Below are 17,776 nucleotides of genomic sequence, written 5' to 3'. Positions count from 1 at the left end.
GGGCGGCTCAGCCCCGGCCTTCGTCCGCGTGCAGCCGCACGGCGGCGTCGACCGTGTTGGAGAGCAGCATCGCGATGGTCATCGGGCCGACCCCTCCGGGAACCGGCGAGATCGCGCCCGCGACCTCCCTGACCTCGTCGAAGACCACGTCGCCCGTGATGCGGTATCCCCGCTCGCGGGTCGAATCGTCCACCCGGTTGGTGCCCACGTCGATCACGGTGGCCCCGGGGCGCACCATCTCGCCGGTGACGGTTCCGGGACGCCCGATGGCCACGATCAAGATCTCGCCGAGCCGGGTCACGGCACCCAGGTCGGCGGTGCGGCTGTGGGCGACGGTGACCGTGGCGTTCCCCCCGGGCGCCTTGCGCATGAGCAGCGACGCCATCGGCTTCCCCACGATGTTGGAGCGCCCCACGATCACCGCGTGCCTGCCCGAGGGATCGACGCCCGAGCGCAGCAGCATCTGGATCACCCCGGCAGGCGTGCACGGGGCCAGCACGTCGGGGGCGCCGGTGGCGAGTCGGCCCACGTTGACCGGGTGGAAGCCGTCCACGTCCTTCCCGGGCAGAATCCGGTCGAGCACCACCTGGTCGCGAATCTGGTCCGGCAGGGGAAGCTGCACGAGGATGCCGTGAATCGCGGGGTCGGCGTTGAGCCCGTCGAGCAGTCCCAGCAGTTCGGCCTCGGGGGTCGCGCCAGGCAGGGTGATCTGGCGGGAATGGATCCCGGCGGCGCGCGCGGCGCGGTTCTTCATCCGCACATAGCTGTGGCTCGCCGGGTCGTCCCCCACCAGCACGGTCGCGAGCCCGGGCACCAGCCCGTCCCGTTCCTTCAGGACGGCGACCCGCGCCCGAAGTTCCTCGCGGATCGCACCCGCGATCTCCGTTCCCGAGATGATGGCGGCGCTCATCGGGCGAACCCCACGGCGCGGGTTTCGCGAATCACCACGATCTTTATCTGACCGGGATAGCGCAGTTCCTCCTCGAAACGGCGCGCGATGTTCTCCGAGAGCGCGTTCGTTTCGTCGTCGGAGACCCGCTCCGGCTCCACCATGACCCGCACCTCCCGTCCCGCCTGGATCGCGAAGCAGCGCTCCACTCCGGGATATTCGAGGACCGTGTTCTCGATCTTCTCCAACCTCTTGACGTAGCTGTCGAACATCTCCCGGCGCGCCCCGGGACGGGACCCCGAGATCGCGTCCGCCGCCGTCACCAGGAACGTCTCCGCGTAGCGGTGCGGCTCCTCGTCATGGTGCGCGCGGATCGCGTTCAGGACCTGATCCGGCTCCCGATACCTCTCGCAGAGCGCGTATCCCAGCTCCACATGGGTCCCTTCCTGGTCGTGAGTCATCCCCTTCCCCACATCGTGCAGAAGCCCGGCCCGCTTGGCGATCTGCACATCGAGCCCCATTTCCGCGGCCATGCCTCCGGCCAGCAGCGCCACCTCCTTCGAGTGCAGCAGCTGGTTCTGACCGTAGGAGGTGCGGAAGCGGAGGTGACCGAGCGCCTGAACGATCTTGGGGTGCACGTCGTGGATCCCCAGCTCGTAGAGCACTTCCTCCGCGGCTGCGAGCATCGTCCGCTTGACCGACTTCTCGCTCTTCTTGACCAGGTCCTCGATGCGGGCGGGATGGATCCGGCCATCCTCGACGAGCTTGCCGAGGGCGACCCGGGCCACCTCCCGGCGGATGGGGTTGAACCCCGAGAGGATGACCGCTTCGGGGGTGTCGTCGATGATGACGTCGATGCCCGTGGCCTGCTCGAAGGCGCGGATGTTTCGGCCCTCGCGCCCGATGATGCGGCCCTTCATCTCGTCGGAGGGCAGTTGCACGACGGACACCGTCATCTCGGCGGTCTGCTCCGCCGCCATGCGCTGGATCGCCTGGGCGATGATCTTGCGCGCCTCGCGCTCACCCGTGCGCTTCGCCTCGGCCTCGATGGCGCGAACGGTGCTGGCGGCCCTGGCGCGGGCCTCGTCCTCCAGGTTCTTCATCAGGAGGCCGCGGGCTTCGTCGGCGGAGAGGCCGGCCAGCGACTCGAGCGTACTCTGCACCGACCGCTCGGAGGCTTCGACTTCCTCGAACCTCCGGTCCAGCTCGCCGTTGCGGCGCTGGAGCGTCTTCTCCCGCTCTTCCAGCGCCCCCTTGCCCTCCTCCAGGCGGGTCTCGCGCTCGTTCAGGCGGTCGAACTTGCGATCCAGGGAATCCGATCGTTGGCCGATGCGCCGCTCAAGCGTCTTGACCTCTTCCCGGCGCCGAGCCTCCTCGGACTGCCAGGACTCGCGCAGCCGGTAGACCTCTTCCTTGCCCTGTAGGGCGGCGGCTTTGAGGGTGGTGTCGGCTTCGTCGTTGGCGCGGGCGATGATGCGTGACGCATCGTCGCGGGCGGCGGCGCGTTCCTTTTTCTGCCTGGTGCGCTCGATGCCCCGTCCCAGCAAATATCCGGCTGCGGAGCCGAGCGCCATCACGACCGCCGCAAGCAGAATGCTTTGCGGGTCCATTGTATGCGCTCCGGATCAGGCGCACGCGCGCCTGCCAGTTCCATTTCCGTGGGGCCGTTCCGACCGAGGACGAAGCCGACCCTGACCGATTCCGTGCCCGCGCCGTACCGCAGGCGACGGGCGGAATGCTTCTAAAGCTCGTGACAATATGAGGATGGAGCGGACAGACGCAAGCGATGAGGCGGGATCAGGATTCGGCGTGCTCCGCCAACTCGGCCTCGACTTCCTCAGCGAGCGATCCGGATCGGCGCGTCATCCGCGCCCGCAGACCGGCCAGATCGGCCTGAGCCTCAAAGTACCGCGCGGTGATGGAGAGGGCCGCAAGGATCGTGGCCCTGTATGAGTCCATCAGCCCGGCCCGACGGTGGACCTCGCTGATGTTCTCATCCAGGAAACGGGCAAATCGCTCGACTTCCTCGCGGTCGGCGGTGGACCGGATGGCGTACTTCTCGCCCGCGATCTCGACCGTATGGGATATTGCCTTGTCGGTATCAGCCATCCCGGCCCTCCAGGAATCGTATGCGGGCCATCATCCTCTCCACCACTGCGCGGCCCCGTTCGAGGCGTCCCTCCAACTCGCGCCTCTCCTGCTCGGCCGCGCGAAGTCTTTCCACCACACTCTCCGGGCTTGCTTCGCCCTCGGCGATGGGAGCGAGGAACTCCATCAGCTCCTCGTTTCGCTCCCTGGCCGACCGCAGTTCGGCCCTCAACTCCGCGCTCTGCCGGATCAGTCGCCGGACCGCCGACTCCAGGCGCGCGAAGGGCTCGCTAGCGTCAGGAGTCTGCTGCGCCTGCTCTTGGTTCGACACCAAACTCCTCCTTGAGTCGCTGGATGAGACGCCGCACCGCGCGATCGACGGCTTTGTCCGTGAGGGTTCGGCGTCCCGACTGAAAGCGCAGGCGGAATCCGATGGACCGGGAGCCGTCCGGCACATCCCCGCCGCGGAACAGGTCGAAGACGGACACTCCGGCGAGATCCCTGCCTCCGCCCCTCTCGAGGAACTCCAGCACCTGCCGGGCCGGGAGCGAATCCGGAATCAGCAGGGCCAGGTCTCGCTCCACCGCCGGGAAGGCGGGAAGCGGGCGGATGGCCGGATCGGGCCGCCCCCGGACACCGTCCCCCAGTTCGAGCTCCAGCCCCCAGACCGGTCCGGCCCAGACGGGAGCGTCCACCCGGTCCGCGCGCACCTTGCCGGCGCCGCCCACCACCGAGCCGTCGGCCGCCCGCACCAGAAACTCGCAATCCTCCTCGAAGAAGGTCGAGTCGAAGGTGCCGGGCTCCACCGAGCACTCCCCCGGGAGCACGGCCGCGACCAGTTCCTCGGCCAGTCCGCGCAGCTCCCACTCGTCCCACGGCCGATCCCCGGCCGACCAGTGGTGGGGCCGCCGCCGCCCGGTCATCGCGACCGCCAGCCGATTCGTCTCGCGCGGCAACCCGCCGGACCCGTCGGCGCCGAATACCGCGCCCATGTCGAAGAGCCGGATGTCGGCGGCGCCCCGCGCGAAGTTGTGCTCGACCGCGTGCAGCAGCCCGAAGAGCACGGTCCGGCGCAGGCGGCTCTCTTCCGCGGAGACCGGATTGAGCACCTCCACCTCCCCCTCCTCCGCGGGCGCAAACGCGGTCGTGTGCGCCTCCAGGAACCCGCGGCCCACCAGGATCGTCCTGAGCCGGTCGTGCAACCGCAGAAGGGGGTCGTCCGGGACCGTCCCCGGACGGAAGGCGCCCAGGCTGTCCGGGAAACGGTCGTACCCGTGGACGCGCGCGACCTCCTCGACCAGGTCGACCTCGCGAAGGGTGTCGTAGCTCCGGTGCCCCGGGACCGCGACTTCGATTGCGCCGGCGGTGGGCCTGCAGCGGTAGCCCAGCGGCTCGAGCAGCTTCACGATGTCGCCTGTGTCAAAGGGGACGCCAAGCAGCTGCCCGACCCGTTCGGGACGAAGCGTCACGACCGGCGCGCGCCAGGGCCGGGGGCAGGCGTCGAGGAGGGTGGGCGCCGGCTCGCCGCCCGCAGTCGCGACGATGATCGAAACCGTGCGCCGAATCGCGCGCTCCAGCCCGGCAGGGTCGACTCCGCGCTCGAAGCGGTGGCTGGCGTCGGTCGACATGCCCAGCGCCCGCCGCACCGCGCGCACCCCCTTCGGGTTGAAGAGCGCGCACTCCAGGAGAACGTCCGTGGTCCCCTCGCCGATCTCGGATTCGCTCCCGCCCATGACCCCGGCTATGGCCAGCGCCCGCTCGGGATCGCAGATGAGGAGCATTCCCTCGTCGAGTTCGCGCTGTTCGCCGTCCAGTGTCCGCACCGTCTCGCCCTGCCAAGCCCCCCGGACTACGATCTCGGGTCCCGCGACCCTCGCGAGATCGAAGGCGTGCAGCGGCTGACCCAGCTCCAGCAGCACGTAGTTGGTGGCGTCCACCACGTTGTTGATGGGATGGGCGCCCGCAGCCCGCAGGCGGGACGCCAGCCACTCCGGGGAAGGGCCGACCCGCACCCCGCGCACCACCGCCGCCATGTAGCGCCAGCACTGCCGTGGGTCGTCGATGCGGACGCGCGCCCCCGCCCCGTCCACCGCCGGCGTCCCGGTGCGCACCGCCAACTCGTGCTCGACCGCTCCGGGGAGCTGGGCGAGGCGGATCCCGCCCTCACCGACCAGTTCGCGCGCCACGCCCACGTGGGAGAGCAGGTCGCCCCGGTTGGGCGAGACCTCGACATCCAGCCGGTGGTCGTCCAGGCCGACAGTGGGGGCGAAAGGGCTTCCCGGGTCGAACTGTCCCGCCAGCTCGAGAATCCCGCGGTGTTCGGTGCCCAGCCCCAGTTCGCGGGCCGAGCAGAGCATGCCGCGCGACTCCTGGCCGCGGATGCGGACGCGCTTGATGCGCAGTTCGCCGGGAAGGACGGCGCCCACCGGCACGAAGGGGTAGCAGGCGCCCGGGCGGACGTTGGGCGCTCCGCACACCACCTGCACGGTGCCGTTGCCCCCGTCGACCTCGCAGACCGACAACCGGTCCGCGTTCGGGTGCCGGCGCACGCGCTCCACGCGGCCGATCACCACCCCGGCGATCTCCGCGGCCAGGTCGGTGATCCCCTCCACGGGCGCGCCGCGCATCGCCAGCCGGGCCGCGATTTCCCCGGCACTCAGGTCGAGCCCTGGCGCCACCGCCCGCAACCACCGGCGCGAGACGTTCATGCGAACTGGGAGAGGAAGCGGATGTCGTTCTCGTAGAGCATCCGGATGTCGTTTATCCCGTACTTGAGCATGGCGATGCGCGCGGGCCCCATGCCGAAGGCCCACCCGGAATAGCGTTCGGGATCGATGCCCACGTTCTCCAGCACCGCCGGATCGACCATTCCGGCCCCCATGACCTCCAGCCAGGCCGTCTCCTCGACGCTGCCGTCCGCTCCCACCACGCGCCTCTTCACGTCGACCTCGGCGCTCGGCTCCGTGAACGGGAAGTAGCCCGGGCGGAAGCGGATGCGGGTGCCGGGTCCCCAGAACCGGCGCGCAAACTCCGAAAGGGTAGCCTTGAAGTCCACGAAGGTGATGCCCTCGTCCACCGCCAGGCCTTCGATCTGGAAGAACGCGGGCGCGTGCGTCGCGTCCCAGGTGTCGCGCCGGTAGGCCGGGCCGGGGGCGAGGATGCGCACGGGAGGGCGGTACTGCTCGAGGATCCGGATCTGGACCGGAGAGGTGTGGCTGCGCAGGAGCCCGCCGCCCTTCAGGTAGAGGGTGTCCTGCTCGTCCGCGGCGGGATGGTCCAGGGGCGTGTTGAGCGCGACGAAGTTGTACCACTCGGTCTCCGCCTCGGGCCCGCGGGCGCGCGTAAACCCCAGGCGCGCAAAGATGTCGCAGATCTCGTCGACGACCAGGGTGACGGGGTGGCGGGCGCCCCGCCACCGGTCCCGCCCGGGAAGCGTGAGGTCCCGCGCCGGCGTACCGCTGCCCGCGCGCTCCCGTGCGAAGCGGCGTTCCCGCTCTTCCAGCGCCCCCCGCAGCACCTGCTTGACCCGGTTCGCTTCGGCGCCGACGGCCGGGCGTGCTTCCGGGCCGAGGCCGCCGAGCTGGCGCAGGATGCGCGATACGCGCCCTTCCCTGCGGCCCAGGAATGCTACCCGGACCTGCTCCAGGGCAGCGGGATCGCTCGTGCCGGTGATGGCGTCCCGCGCCTCCCGTTCGAGCGCCCGGAGCTCGTCAACGAGAGAGCCGGCCTCGGACACGAAGTGTCGGACTAGGCGCGCGAACCGCGCTCAGGCACCGGCCAGTCCCTGCTTGGCGCGGTCCGCCAGGGCAGCGAACGCCTCCGGGTTGCGCACGGCCAGGTCGGCCAGCGACTTGCGGTCGAGTTCGATACCCGCCCGCTGGAGGCCGTTGATGAACCGGGAATAGGACAGGTCGTGCTGCCGTGAGGCCGCGTTGATGCGCGTGATCCAGAGCCGCCGGAAATTCCGCTTCTTCTGCTTGCGGTCCCGGTAGGCGTACTCCCAGCCGCGCTCCACGGCGTCCTTCGCCGTGCGGTACAGCTTCTTTCTGGCGCCGAAGTAGCCCTTGGCCTGGCGGAGAATCTTCTTCTTGCGACGTTTGCGCGCGGGGGCGCCGGTCGTTCTGGGCATGGGGTTCTCTCTCCCGCGGCCTTATGAGTTGGGAAGCAGGCGGCGGAGCCTGCGCTCGTCCGCGCCGGACACCAGCGTGGCGGAACGCAGGCGGCGCTTCCGTTTCCGGGTCTTCTTGGTGAGGATGTGGCTCTTGTACGCCCTCATCCTGCGGAGCTTGCCGCGGCCGGTGCGGCGAATCCGCTTGGCCGCTCCGCGGTTGGTCTTCATCTTCGGCACGATCTAACTCCTCGGAGCCAACACCATTGTCATGGTGCGCCCTTCCCTCACCGGGCGCGTCTCAATCTTCGAAACCTCTTCCAGGTCCTCGGTCACCCGCCTCAGCACCTCCAGCCCGATCTCGGGGTGCGAGAGCTGCCGCCCGCGGAACATCATCGTCAGCTTCACCTTGTTGCCGTCGCCGAGGAAGCGGCGGGCGTGCCGGACCTTGAAGTCGTAGTCGTGATCCTCGATGCCTGGCCTGAACTTCACTTCCTTGATCTGTATGTGATGCTGCTTCTTCTTTGCTTCCTTGGCCTTGCGGGCCGCGTTGTACTTGTACTTCCCGTAGTCCATGAGCCGGCATACGGGCGGACGCGCGGCCGGCGCCACCTCGACCAGATCCAGGCCGGCCCTGCCGGCCCTTTCGCGCGCCTCCTCTATGGAGACGATACCCACCTGGGCGCCCCGCTCGTCGATGAGCCGAACGGGACTGATTCTGATCTGGTCGTTGACTCGGATCCTCTGTTCCTTTATGGCCTGTTCCTCCGTGGTTCAAATGAACCCGCCTTCCGGCGGGCATCGTGGGACAAAAAAACCCGGGCCACCCCGGGACACGAAACGCCGGGCGGCCGATCGACGCTGCTCGCCGGCCGGCCCGTCTCGTAACCCTGCGGCGCCGGGCGCCGAAGGTGGAGGGAACGTGCGATCCTCGCTTCCGCGTTGTCAACGGCGAAAGATAGGGATGAGCGGCGCAGGGTCAAGCGAGGCGCTTCAGGTAAAGCCGCATTCCCGCCCAGTCGTTGGCCGCGTTGAATACATCGAAGTAGCGCCGGGCTCTCTCCTGCCCGATCGCCGCCGCCTGCCGTTCCCTCGTCTCCCTCTCGTACTCCTCGGCGAGCCGCGGGTCGTCCGTCGCCAGGCTGGCGCGCGCCCGCTCTTCCAGCGCCGCCAGCGCCTCGCTCAGCTCTTCCCGCCGGGCGCCGAAGTCGTCGTAGATGCCGAAGTGGGCCACCGCGAAGCGGTCGGGATCATAGATCCGCACCCGTTCCAGCGTCGACTGCCAGGTCTCCGCATCCACGCCGGGCGCCGGGGTGGGCGGGTGCACGGGAGCGCGGCGGTCGAGGATCACGCCCAGCGCGTCGCCGCACAGCAGCACGCCGTCGCGGTCGTGCAGCCAGGCGACGTGATGGCCGATGTGGCCTGGAGTGGAGATGGGGCGCAGGAGCCGCAGCGGGGCGCGCTCCCCCGGCGCCCACGGACGGATGTTGCGCGCCGGCACCGGCCGCACCTCCCCCCACAGGCGGTCGTGTTCCTCGCCGAACGTGCGCCGCGTGCTTCGCACCAGGCGCTCCGGGTCGGCAATGTGGGGCGCGGCGTCCGCGTGGACGTGCACGGTCAGCGCGTCGTTCTCACCTGCCAGATGCCCCGTTGCTCCGGCATGATCCAGGTGGATGTGGGTGAGAAAGACGGCGCGCAGGTCGGAGATCGCGAGACCTCGCTCCGCCAGGCGGACCCGGAGCGCATCCAGGCAGGTCGCGGGTCCCGGATCGACCAGGACCGGCTCGGGGACCTCCAGCAGAAAGGACGAGATCGCGCCCTGAAGACCCAGATGTTCGAGGTCGAGGAGTTCGATCAACCGCTTTGCGGGTAGGGACGCTCTTCGGGTCCCACGAAGACCTGGCGCGGACGCGCGATGCGCTGCTCGCGGTCGTTGACCATCTCCTCCCACTGCGTAAGCCAGCCCACGGTGCGGGGAATGGCGAAGAGCAGCGGGAACATCTCCGACGGGAACCCCATCGACTGATAGATGAGCCCCGAGTAGAAGTCGACGTTGGGATACAGGTTGCGCCGGATGAAGTACTCCTCGCCCAGCGCGATCTTCTCAAGCTCCAGGGCGATGTCCAGAAGCGGATTCTTGCCCAGCACCTCGAACACCTCGTGCGCCGTCTGCTTGATGATGCTGGCGCGCGGGTCGTAGGCCTTGTACACCCGGTGTCCGAAGCCCATGAGACGCCGCTCGCCCCGCTTCACGCTTTCCATGAATTCGGGGATGTGATCGGTGCTTCCGATCTCTTCGAGCATGCGCAGAACCGCTTCGTTGGCACCCCCGTGGAGCGGCCCGAACAGCGCCGCCATCGCGCCGGCGTGGGCCGAATAGGGGTCGGACTGGGAGCTGCCGATGACCCGCATCGCGGTCGTGGAGCAGTTCTGCTCGTGGTCGGCATGCAGGATGAACAGCACCTCCAGGGCGCGCTCCAGCGCCGGATGGGGCTCGTACTCGCGCACGCCGATGCGGAACAGCATCGACAGGAAGTTCTGCGTGTAGTTGAGGTTGTTGTCGGGATACGCGAGCGGCAGCCCCTTGTGATGGCGGTAGGTGAAGGCCGCGATGGTAGGCATCTTGGCGATCAGGCGCACGATCTGCTTCCAGCGATTCTCCGGATCGTGGATGTTCCTGGCTTCGGGATAGAAGGTGGACATCGCCGCGACCGTACTGATCGCCATGCCCATCGCGTGCGCGTTGTAGCGGAACGCGTCGATCAGCTTGGTCAGGTTCTCGTGGATGTAGGTGTGGATCCTGACTTCGTCGCGGAAGGCGTCGAGCTCGGCATCCGTCGGCAGTTCGCCCTTGAGGATCAGGTAGGCCACCTCCAGGAAGGTGGCCCTTCCCGCCAGTTGCTCGATGGGATAGCCGCGGTATTGCAGGATCCCCTTGGAGCCGTCGATGTAGGTGATCGTGCTGCGGGTATTGGCCGTGTTCGAGAAGCCGGGATCGTACGCCATCATGCCGAAGTCGGTGTCCCGGACCTTGATCCGGCGCAGATCCATGGCCCGGATCACGTCGCCTTCCAGGATGTCGACCTCGTACTCGGCGCCGGTACGATTGTCGGTGATCGAAAGAGTGCCGTTCTGCGCCCCGCCGTTGTCCATGTCCGCTCTCCGCACGGGCTCGGGTCGAGCCGGTGCATGTCGTTTGGGTTGCGCGGGTCTCCGGTAGCCGCGGAACCCGCTTCCGCGTCAGCTCCCACCGACGGATAGTCTAACCCGGAGCGCAAGCGGCGCGGTAGATGCGAGCCGCGCGCGTCCGGCTTCCCCGAGGACGCCCCATCCAGCCATGGAGGCGCCCGGCCTCTCGTGTTTCGATTGAAGGTGCCATCGAGAAGCGCGGCCGCGACCGCGCGAACGGATCATCTCCAGGGAGGGGCAATGCGCAATTCAAGTGGGTTTTCTCTCATCGAGCTACTTCTCGTCACCCTGATCATCGGCATTCTGGCCACGATCGCGATTCCCCGGCTGACGGCGGCGCGCGACCGGGCCTTCGTGGCGACAATGCAGGCGGATCTCAGGAACCTGGCCACCCAGCAGGAGATCCACTACGCCGACGAACTGACCTACTCGAACGACTTCGACGACCTCGAGTTCTCTTCCTCGGACCGGGTGACCGTCACCGTCACGGAAGCATCGGGTACCGGCTGGTCCGCAACCGCGGCCCACGAGGCCTTTGAAGACGACGACGGGTGCTCGGTCTACTACGGCGACGCGACGGCGACCACGCTGGGGAGTCCGGGGGGACCCGGGGAGATCGCCTGCACCCGATAGGCGATCCTACCGAACGGTGAAGCGAACCGTGTCGATCACCCAGGGTTGCAGCGGCACGTGCAAGCCGTCCGCCACGACCGCGATGATCGTGTAGTCGCCCGGCTCCAGATCCGTCATCTCGTACTCGGTCTGGGCCAGACCGAAGTGGACGTAGCTGCCTTCGACCGCGGGGATAGGCTGGTCGGCGGGCGTGAGGTCGGCGTTGATCAGCAGGTGATGATGCCCGGTGCCCGGGTCCATCACTCCCGCCTCGACGACCTCGAGGTTGTCGACCTCGAAGACCACCCGGACGGAGCTGCCGTCGACCGTTGCGCCGTCGGCGGGTTCGGTGATGTGGACCCTCATGGCGTCGTCCATGGCGGCCGCTTCTTCGGCCATCCCGCCCTCGTCCATCGAGTCACCCGCATCTCCCCCGCCACCACAGCCCAGCGCGGCGAGAAGTGCGGCCAACGACCACGGGCTCCATCTGCGAGTTCCTGGCATGAGTACCATCCGTGTTGGCGGGGAATGGTTGGCGGTTTCCGGGGCGGCCGACGCTCGGCCACCGTCCGTGCCAGTATTGATCCGCACCTTGCCGCCCGGCAAGACCCGGGAGGCCCGGACGGCCGGCGGACGATCATGCCGGACAGCCGTCCGGCGGGGCATCCGGAAAGGTGGAATGATCTTGCCGGGAGGGGCCAGGTCGCCCAATCTGCTACTGTCCTCATTCGGCGATTCCAGGCCCCCGCAGCCATCGATGCGGTCGCGCGCCCGGCTTGCGCGCAGCCAGCATCCCGACATGCCGGCCACCACAGCACCAGGAGATGACGCATGCGCAAGCTACTCCCGATCCTCGTCATGACGCTCGCCGCCGGCGCACAGGCCGCACACGCGCAGAGCGCGCAGATGAACTTCTTCCTCACCAGCGCCGGTTCCGGCGACGGAGCCAATCTCGGCGGCCTGCAGGGAGCCGATCAGATCTGCCAGGATCGCGCCTACGCGGTGGGCGCCGGCGACCTGATCTGGCGCGCCTACCTGAGCACGACCGGCGAATCGGGGGAGAACGCCCGCGACCGCATCGGCGACGGCCCCTGGTACAACTACGCCGGCACCATGGTCGCCCGCGACGTGGACGACCTCCACTCCGAGAGCAACCTGCTGGGCAAGGAGAACTCGCTCACCGAGCGCGGCGCTGAGGTGAACGGCCGCGGCGACTCGCCCAACATGCACGACATCATCACCGGTTCGACCATGGACGGCATGGCCTCCGGCGCGGACGGCGACACCACCTGCGAGAACTGGACCAGCAACGGCAGCGACGGCAGCGCGCTGGTCGGCCACCACGACCGCGTGGGCGGCGGGCAGAACCCCACTTCCTGGAACTCGGCGCACGCCTCGCGCGGCTGTGGCCAGGAGGACCTGCAGGGCACGGGCGGCAACGGCTTCTTCTACTGCTTCGGGATCGGCAGCTAAGCTAGCGCCGCGCGGCGGCGTCCTCTTCGGCGACCCCCTTTTCCTGCGGCCGCCGGATCCAGCCGATCACCAGCCAGGTGGCGCCCATCACCGCCAGCGTGAGCGCCACCAGCGCCAGGGTGCGCGCCAAGAGCCCGAGGTCGAAGACGGGCCAGCGGAACGTGTACTGGGTGAGCACGCCCCACCGTTCCGTCATCCAGTGCCACGCCGTGTGCGCCACCAGTGCGGAGAGCAGGATGTTGCCGATCTTCTCCCTGATCGCGAAGCGGTAGAGCAGCTCCAGCGCCGGCACGATGATCAGCAGTGCCGCGAGCTGACCCAGCTCCACCCCCACGTTGAACGCCAGCAGCGAAGTCACCAGGTGCGACCCCGCGAACTGCATGGTTTCGCGCAGCGCGAACGAGAACCCGAAGCCGTGGGCAAGGCCGAAGGCGAACGTGATGATCCAGCGGGTTTTCACCTTGGTGCCCACGATGTTCTCGAGCGCCATGTAGACGATCGAGGCGGCGATGAGGGTCTCGACCAGCGGCGGGAACCAGAGGGTGTTGGGAGCGAAGTTGAAGGCGGAGGCCGCCAGCGTCACCGAGTGCGCGACGGTGAAGGCGGTGACGAGAATCACCAGCGAGCGGATCCTGCGCAGCGGCGCGACCAGGCAGAGCAGGAAGAGCAGGTGGTCGATGCCGTCCAGGATGTGCTGGAAGCCGAGCACCACGAAGCGCCACGCCGCCTGGTGCCAGCGGGGATCCAGGCGCACGACCCCGGGGTGGCCCGTGTACTGGTAGAGCCGCTCCGCGCCCTCCGCGGGCAGGAAGCGCAGGATCGTGTTCACCCGCAGCGCAAGCCGCTCCAGCCCGGGGTCCATCGAGAAATCGGAGTCGGCGGACGCGATGGGGTACTCAAGGAGGATGTCGAGAAGAGCCTGCTGCCAGACGAGTTGCGTCTCGGGGGCAAGCGGCGGGCCGGTGACGTGCGCCAGCGCTGCCTCGTAGCTGGTGAACGAGCGATCCGAAGGAATTGACACGAGCGCGGCCACGAGTTCGGGCGCGGGAAGCCGCTCCCCGTTCTCGAAGAGCTGCAGCGGCGTGCCGATCCAGAGCATCGCGCCCTGCCGGATCTCGTCCTCGGCCTCGGGAATGTCGAGATAGCCCGGTCCGAAGGTCGGGAAGACGATGTCCTGCATCGTGTTGAGCGGCACCCGCACCAGGAGCCGCAGGCGGTCGTCCTCGGGCTTCACGAACATGCGCACGATGGCGTCGGCGGGAATGTCGTGAGGCACCGGAGCCCCTTCGAGCGGCGCGGATGGACGCGTCAGGCTTACCACCCCCGCGACGACGAGGGCGAGGCCGACGATGGCAAGGTGGGTTCTGCGCATGGGCTGCCGGGAAGCTGGGGCGCGCCGAAATCCTGGCCAGGCGCCGCAATCCGCTGCGACGCGACCGGAGGGGGAGGAATCGTAACCGCCGCGGCCTTCCGCGAACAAGCCGACCGCCGTGTGCCCGGGAATGTGCGCGCGCGGCATCAACGCCGTATACTGTCAGTCTGTCTCAGATCCGTCTTGGCGCTGGTGATCCAGCCTTTTTCGACAAAGGAGATGAAGGGATGACACGAGCACGCAATCTTCTTGCCGCAGCGATTCTCGTCGTCGTCGCAGCCGCCTGCGCGGACGCCGGCATGCAGACGGCCCAGATGTCGATGGACATGGACGGAGGCGACGGCATGGCGCCGATGTTCGAGGTCGACCCCTTCTGGCCCAAGCCGCTCCCGAACCACTGGCTGCTCGGCGCCACCATCGGCGTGGCGGTCGACTCGCGAGACCACGTCTACATCGTGCACCGCAACACTCCGGACCAGTTCGCGGCGCGCACCGAGATCGGGCTGGCCCAGGACCCGCCGCTGAGCGAGTGCTGCCAGCCGGCTCCCCCTGTTCTCGAGTTCGACCCGGAGGGTAATCTGGTCAACGCCTGGGGCGGACCCACCGAAGACGGCGAGTACGAATGGCCCACCTCCAACCACGGGATCGTGGTCGACCACATGGACAACGTCTGGATCGGCGGCAACGGCGGCCAGGACAACCACGTGGTGAAGTTCACCCGCGAGGGCGACTTCCTCATGCAGATCGGCCGCTCCGGCATGCGCGAGAACAGCATGGACACCGAGAACTTCGGCCGGGTCGCCAAGATCGCCTTCGACGCCGCGGCCAACGAGGCCTACATGGCCGACGGCTATCTCAACAAGCGAGTGGTTGTCGTCGACATGGACACCGGCGAGTTCAAGCGTTTCTGGGGCGCCTACGGCAACGAGCCGGACGACGAGTACGAGTTCATGCCCTACTCGCCGGACATTCCGCCCGCCCAGCAGTTCCGCGGACCGGTGCACTGCGCCGATCCGTCGCGCGACGGGCTGGTCTACGTGTGCGACCGGGCCTCCGACCGCATCCAGGTATTCCAGACCGACGGCACCTATGTGGACGAGGTGTTCATCGCGCCCCAGACCCTGTCGCAGGGCTCCACCTGGGACGTCGCCTTCTCGCCCGACGCCGAGCAGACCTACATGTACGTCGCGGACGGCCAGAACATGAAGGTGTACGTGATCCTGCGTGAGACCATGGAGGTTCTGTACAGCTTCGGCGACGGCGGGCGGCAGCCCGGCCTGTTCTTCGCGGTGCACAGCATCGCCACCGACTCGCAGGGCAACATCTTCACCACCGAAACCTACGAGGGGAAGCGGGTGCAGAAGTTCGTCTACACGGGCATGGGTGAAGTGACCCGAATGAACATGGGTCCGGCCTGGCCCAGCGGCGGCTGATCGTTGAATCTCTCAGCAGTTTCGGGGCCCCTTCGCCGCTCTCGCGGAGGGGCCCTTTTTCGGGTCCGGTCCGCGCCACGACACGCTCGGGGATGTGGCGATGCAGCTCCCCAACATTCCTCGCCTTCGGCGTGTCCTTGAAATGGCGCGCGGCGGATGCCGCGGGGTCGGGGCCCAACTGTCCCGGCCAGGGCCTCACGATTCCTGAAATCCAGGACCTGAAATTCATGTCGAAGATTAGCCGGGCAGTATACCTGGCGTTGGGTGCGGCGGTGGTGGCGTCTCCGGCGCTCGCGCAGGACCAGCAGCTTCAGAATCCTCCTGACGGAGGGGCCGCGGTGGTAGTGCTCGAGGCGGAAACCGTCCTTCCCGAGATGGACATCAGCCTGGACGGCCGGGTGGACGAAGCCAGCTGGGGTCGCGCGGTTCCGATCACCGACTTCACGCAGCAGGAGCCGGTCGAGGGCGGAGTCCCCTCCCAGAGGACCGAAGTGCGGGTCCTCTTCGACGAGGAAAACATCTACATCAGCGCCATCCTGTACGACGATCCGGAGGGCATTCTCGCCTACCAGATGCAGCGGGACGCGCCCCTGATGACCGACGACCGCTTCATGTGGATCCTGGACACCTTCAACGACGGACGCACCGGGTATTTCTTCGAGATCAACGCCAACGGCCTCATGGGGGACGGCCTCATCACCGGTAGCGGCGGCGGGGGGCGTGGCGGAAGAGGTGGCGGCGGCGGTTTCGGCGGCGGCGGCATGAACAAGGCCTGGGACGGCATCTGGGAGGCGCGCACCTTCCGCCGGCCCGATGGCTGGTCCGCCGAGATCCAGATCCCCTTCCGCACCCTCAACTTCGACCCTGACGCCGACCACTGGGGCATCAATTTCCAGCGCACCATCCGCCGCAACAACGAGGAGATCCTGTGGCGCGGATGGCGGCGAACCGAGGGATTGAACAAGCCGATCTTCGCGGGCGACCTGGTTGGAATCAGCACGCAGGGAATCCAGCGCGGGTACGGGTTGGAGTTGCGGGGTTCCGGGATCGGGGCCTGGCGCAACGTCCCGACCGCCGCGGAACCGCGGGATTTTCATCAGGACATCAGCCTCGACATCGACTACAACATCACGCCCAGCCTGCGCGCCTCCGCGTCCATCAATACGGATTTCGCCGAGGTCGAGAGCGACGAGCGCCGGGTGAACCTGACCCGCTTTCCCCAGCGTTTCCGTGAGCGGCGCGCCTTCTTCCTGGAGGGCTCCGGAGTCTTCAGCTTCGCTCCGCGCAGCAACCCGCAGCCGTTCTTCTCCCGCCGCATCGGCCTGAACGCGGGGCAGGAGATACCCATCGAGTACGGAACCCGCATGACCGGCCAGGCGGGCAGCTACGAAATCGGGTTCTACCAGATCGGGACCGGGAACCACGAATACACGGATACCCAGGGGATCCTGCAGGACTTCACGCGCGAGCAGTTCTCCGTGGCCCGCGTCAAGAGGCGCATTTTCGAGCAGTCGACCATCGGAGCGATCTACACGCGGCGCGCAACGTCGGCCGCCAGCCCGCTGCAAGGCGAGTCGGGAGTGGCGCCGGGCGATCGCCACACGGCGGGTATGGACCTCGCCTTCAACACGCGCAACTTCCTGGGCAACAAGAACCTGGAACTCGAAGCGTTCTACGTCTGGAATTCGAATCCGGACCCGACGGTGGTCCGAACCACAACGGATCTGTCCGCGCACGGATTTCGCCTGAACCTGCCCAACGACATCTGGTCCGGGCATGTCTCCTACCGACAGTTCGGAGACGACTACAGCCCCGCGGTCGGCTTCGTTCCCCGCAACGATTTCCGCCGGGTCGAGCCGCGCATCGGCTGGTCCCCCAGGCCGTCGTCCATCGACTGGATCCGGAGCCTGGACTTCTCCGTGCAGTTCCGGCACCTGGAGGAGCTGGGCAGCGGGATCGTGGAAGAGCGGGAGTGGGACCTGAACCTGCTGGGCGTCCGGTTCGAGAGCGGGGACGGCTTCTCGGTGAACGCCAAGCGCGTCTACGAGTTCCTCGACTTCGGCTACGAGATCGTGGACGGGGTCGACATTCTGCCGGGCGACTACACCAACTGGGAGTATTCGATACGCGGCAACACCGCCGGCCGGCGGCGGGTGTCCCTCTACGGATCCGTGACCACCGGAGGCTTCTGGGACGGGGACCGGACCCGCTACGGGGGGCGGGTCTCGTTCCGTCCCAACCCGGGCATCAACATTTCGACCAACATCGAATACAACGATGCGCAACTTCCGACCGGCGACTTCACCACCAGCCTGTACGAGCTGGAGACCGAGTGGAATCCGAGCCCCTGGATGAGCCTCACCAACCAGCTTCAGTACGACAGCCGGAGCGAGATCATCGGCCTGTTCGCGCGCCTGCGCTGGATCATCGAGCCCGGGAATGACGTCTACCTGGTGTACACGCACAACTGGCGTGACTGCTCCCTGTACGGAGCGGGTTCCGGATGCAGTGGGCTGGATTTCGACCCGCGCGCGGATCCCAGGTTCATGACCCTCTCGAGGGGCGGAGCCCTGAAGCTGAACTACACATTTCGACTGTGATCGAGGGGCGCC

General features: G+C 67.8%; 17 protein-coding genes. 4 read left to right on the top strand and 13 right to left on the bottom strand.

What is annotated here, in order from left to right; all coding sequences use genetic code 11:
- Positions 1-7: 7 nt before the first annotated feature.
- From OXU32_00435 to OXU32_00385, 11 genes are all read right to left on the bottom strand, one after another.
- Complete coding sequence (locus tag OXU32_00435; protein MDE0072438.1) at positions 8-910, bottom strand: bifunctional 5,10-methylene-tetrahydrofolate dehydrogenase/5,10-methylene-tetrahydrofolate cyclohydrolase; 903 nt, start codon at positions 908-910, stop codon at positions 8-10.
- Entirely contained in the window at positions 907-2,499 is a 1,593-nt protein-coding gene (gene rny, locus OXU32_00430) for a ribonuclease Y (protein MDE0072437.1), read from the bottom strand. The genes OXU32_00435 and rny overlap by 4 nt, the downstream gene beginning before the upstream one ends.
- 187 nt (positions 2,500-2,686) lie before the next feature.
- Positions 2,687-2,998 (bottom strand): cell division protein ZapA, encoded by a 312-nt coding sequence (locus OXU32_00425; protein ID MDE0072436.1) that lies wholly within the window; start codon positions 2,996-2,998, stop codon positions 2,687-2,689.
- On the bottom strand, positions 2,991-3,308 hold the full coding sequence (locus OXU32_00420; protein MDE0072435.1) for a hypothetical protein: 318 nt from the start codon (positions 3,306-3,308) through the stop codon (positions 2,991-2,993). Before OXU32_00420 ends, OXU32_00425 begins: the two co-directional genes overlap by 8 nt.
- Positions 3,274-5,685, bottom strand: a complete 2,412-nt coding sequence (gene pheT / locus OXU32_00415; GenBank protein MDE0072434.1) for a phenylalanine--tRNA ligase subunit beta — start codon at positions 5,683-5,685, stop codon at positions 3,274-3,276. The genes OXU32_00420 and pheT overlap by 35 nt, the downstream gene beginning before the upstream one ends.
- A complete protein-coding gene (locus tag OXU32_00410; GenBank protein ID MDE0072433.1) occupies positions 5,682-6,713 on the bottom strand; it encodes a phenylalanine--tRNA ligase subunit alpha in 1,032 nt (343 codons plus the stop codon). Before OXU32_00410 ends, pheT begins: the two co-directional genes overlap by 4 nt.
- Positions 6,714-6,743: 30 nt before the next feature.
- Positions 6,744-7,106, bottom strand: a complete 363-nt coding sequence (gene rplT, locus OXU32_00405) for a 50S ribosomal protein L20 (GenBank protein ID MDE0072432.1) — start codon at positions 7,104-7,106, stop codon at positions 6,744-6,746.
- A gap of 21 nt (positions 7,107-7,127) precedes the next feature.
- Positions 7,128-7,325, bottom strand: coding sequence for a 50S ribosomal protein L35 (gene rpmI / locus OXU32_00400; protein ID MDE0072431.1), 198 nt, complete (start codon positions 7,323-7,325; stop codon positions 7,128-7,130).
- 3 nt (positions 7,326-7,328) lie between these two features.
- Positions 7,329-7,826 carry a translation initiation factor IF-3 gene (gene infC / locus OXU32_00395; protein ID MDE0072430.1) on the bottom strand — a complete coding sequence of 166 codons (498 nt, stop codon included), beginning with the start codon at positions 7,824-7,826 and terminating at the stop codon, positions 7,329-7,331.
- A gap of 238 nt (positions 7,827-8,064) precedes the next feature.
- The gene (locus tag OXU32_00390; GenBank protein MDE0072429.1) at positions 8,065-8,943 is read right to left on the bottom strand and encodes an MBL fold metallo-hydrolase; all 879 of its coding nucleotides are present in this window, start codon (positions 8,941-8,943) and stop codon (positions 8,065-8,067) included.
- Positions 8,940-10,238, bottom strand: coding sequence for a citrate synthase (locus OXU32_00385; GenBank protein ID MDE0072428.1), 1,299 nt, complete (start codon positions 10,236-10,238; stop codon positions 8,940-8,942). Before OXU32_00385 ends, OXU32_00390 begins: the two co-directional genes overlap by 4 nt.
- Before the next feature lie 276 nt (positions 10,239-10,514).
- Between OXU32_00385 and OXU32_00380 the strand changes: the two genes are divergently transcribed.
- On the top strand, positions 10,515-10,907 hold the full coding sequence (locus OXU32_00380; protein ID MDE0072427.1) for a prepilin-type N-terminal cleavage/methylation domain-containing protein: 393 nt from the start codon (positions 10,515-10,517) through the stop codon (positions 10,905-10,907).
- 6 nt (positions 10,908-10,913) lie between these two features.
- Here OXU32_00380 and OXU32_00375 read toward each other — a convergent pair whose 3' ends face one another.
- The gene (locus OXU32_00375) at positions 10,914-11,357 is read right to left on the bottom strand and encodes a DUF4399 domain-containing protein (GenBank protein ID MDE0072426.1); all 444 of its coding nucleotides are present in this window, start codon (positions 11,355-11,357) and stop codon (positions 10,914-10,916) included.
- Positions 11,358-11,717: 360 nt separating this feature from the next.
- Between OXU32_00375 and OXU32_00370 the strand changes: the two genes are divergently transcribed.
- On the top strand, positions 11,718-12,359 hold the full coding sequence (locus tag OXU32_00370; protein MDE0072425.1) for a hypothetical protein: 642 nt from the start codon (positions 11,718-11,720) through the stop codon (positions 12,357-12,359).
- A gap of 1 nt (position 12,360) precedes the next feature.
- Here the strand turns inward: OXU32_00370 and OXU32_00365 are convergent, their stop codons facing one another.
- Positions 12,361-13,731, bottom strand: a complete 1,371-nt coding sequence (locus tag OXU32_00365) for a HupE/UreJ family protein (protein ID MDE0072424.1) — start codon at positions 13,729-13,731, stop codon at positions 12,361-12,363.
- Between the two features lie 227 nt (positions 13,732-13,958).
- Here OXU32_00365 and OXU32_00360 point away from each other — a divergent pair, with 227 nt between their 5' ends.
- Entirely contained in the window at positions 13,959-15,164 is a 1,206-nt protein-coding gene (locus tag OXU32_00360) for a hypothetical protein (GenBank protein ID MDE0072423.1), read from the top strand.
- Between the two features lie 227 nt (positions 15,165-15,391).
- Positions 15,392-17,764 carry a DUF5916 domain-containing protein gene (locus tag OXU32_00355; GenBank protein ID MDE0072422.1) on the top strand — a complete coding sequence of 791 codons (2,373 nt, stop codon included), beginning with the start codon at positions 15,392-15,394 and terminating at the stop codon, positions 17,762-17,764.
- Positions 17,765-17,776: the final 12 nt, after the last annotated feature.

It is taken from the genome of Gammaproteobacteria bacterium, from assembly GCA_028819075.1.
GTDB lineage: Bacteria > Gemmatimonadota > Gemmatimonadetes > Longimicrobiales > Gaopeijiaceae > BD2-11.
Note: the sequence above shows the minus strand (reverse complement) of the source record. Positions and strands in the feature narration are given on the sequence as shown.

Bases quoted from the DNA above. Each gene is read 5' to 3' on its own strand.
- OXU32_00360 (MDE0072423.1), top strand. From the start codon at position 13,959: ATGACACGAGCACGCAATCTTCTTGCCGCAGCGATTCTCGTCGTCGTC.
- rny (MDE0072437.1), bottom strand. From the start codon at position 2,499: ATGGACCCGCAAAGCATTCTGCTTGCGGCGGTCGTGATGGCGCTCGGC.
- OXU32_00425 (MDE0072436.1), bottom strand. From the start codon at position 2,998: ATGGCTGATACCGACAAGGCAATATCCCATACGGTCGAGATCGCGGGC.
- rplT (MDE0072432.1), bottom strand. From the start codon at position 7,106: ATGCCCAGAACGACCGGCGCCCCCGCGCGCAAACGTCGCAAGAAGAAG.
- OXU32_00355 (MDE0072422.1), top strand. From the start codon at position 15,392: ATGTCGAAGATTAGCCGGGCAGTATACCTGGCGTTGGGTGCGGCGGTG.
- OXU32_00370 (MDE0072425.1), top strand. From the start codon at position 11,718: ATGCGCAAGCTACTCCCGATCCTCGTCATGACGCTCGCCGCCGGCGCA.
- pheT (MDE0072434.1), bottom strand. From the start codon at position 5,685: ATGAACGTCTCGCGCCGGTGGTTGCGGGCGGTGGCGCCAGGGCTCGAC.
- OXU32_00380 (MDE0072427.1), top strand. From the start codon at position 10,515: ATGCGCAATTCAAGTGGGTTTTCTCTCATCGAGCTACTTCTCGTCACC.
- OXU32_00365 (MDE0072424.1), bottom strand. From the start codon at position 13,731: ATGCGCAGAACCCACCTTGCCATCGTCGGCCTCGCCCTCGTCGTCGCG.
- OXU32_00385 (MDE0072428.1), bottom strand. From the start codon at position 10,238: ATGGACAACGGCGGGGCGCAGAACGGCACTCTTTCGATCACCGACAAT.
- OXU32_00435 (MDE0072438.1), bottom strand. From the start codon at position 910: ATGAGCGCCGCCATCATCTCGGGAACGGAGATCGCGGGTGCGATCCGC.